Origin of the sequence: Bartonella sp. OD88NMGDW (assembly GCF_042193775.1) — a bacterium.
Classification (GTDB): Bacteria; Pseudomonadota; Alphaproteobacteria; order Rhizobiales; family Rhizobiaceae; genus Bartonella; species Bartonella grahamii.
This window is the reverse complement of record NZ_JBHIMA010000090.1, coordinates 1-564: the sequence shown is the minus strand read 5'-3', so window position 1 is coordinate 564 and position 564 is coordinate 1. Positions and strand designations below refer to the sequence as shown.

Genomic DNA, 564 nt, shown 5'->3' with positions numbered 1-564 from the left:
TCTGCTTCAAATGTATCGGCTTCATTACCGGCATGGTCCGTAATGGTTGCGGTTAAAAGACGCTGGTAAAAAACCTCATGAACAGGTTTATCTCCCACCTTGACCACAATAAAGGGGTATGTGCGCATTAATCCCATAACCTCTTCACCATGCTTTGGGGATTAGACAACACAAACTCAGGCAGAATGACCTTTAAGCCCCGCGGTAAAAACACACCATATTTGGCAATCTCTGGATTAGCTTCCAAGGTGGCTTCTAAATAGCCTTTGAGTAAACCAGCTTGCCTCCGGTCTCTGAACACTGCCATGGCATGGTGAAAGCAGATAAGATCAAGACTCATATCCTCTAGCTCTACAACAACATGCTTTTCTGGTATCTTCATAGAATTTGTCCCACTTGGGTTTGTCCCACCTGATATTGACCTTGTGGTTTTCCGCCATTAAAAAAGGGCAAGAGAGTAATGGAATAGCGGATGCGCTGGGATTGACCAGAGCGACTAATATAGTCGTGGTCTTTATTGATCGTGGTGATCACCACGGGACCATGGAGAAGGACACTATAGGT

1 protein-coding gene and 2 pseudogenes are annotated in these 564 nt (G+C 45.2%); all 3 read right to left on the bottom strand.

Annotation, left to right across the window (positions count from 1 at the left end; all coding sequences use genetic code 11):
* Positions 1-128, bottom strand: a pseudogene (locus ACFIJR_RS09275) (late control protein); the annotation flags it as partial.
* Entirely contained in the window at positions 128-382 is a 255-nt protein-coding gene (locus tag ACFIJR_RS09270) for a tail protein X (protein ID WP_375649998.1), read from the bottom strand. The gene ACFIJR_RS09270 and the pseudogene ACFIJR_RS09275, both read right to left, overlap by 1 nt.
* Positions 379-564 (bottom strand): annotated as a pseudogene (locus tag ACFIJR_RS09265) (phage tail protein); the annotation flags it as partial. The gene ACFIJR_RS09270 and the pseudogene ACFIJR_RS09265, both read right to left, overlap by 4 nt.

Excerpts from the sequence above, each read along its gene's own strand:
- ACFIJR_RS09270 (WP_375649998.1), bottom strand. The coding sequence starts at position 382 with ATGAAGATACCAGAAAAGCATGTTGTTGTAGAGCTAGAGGATATGAGT.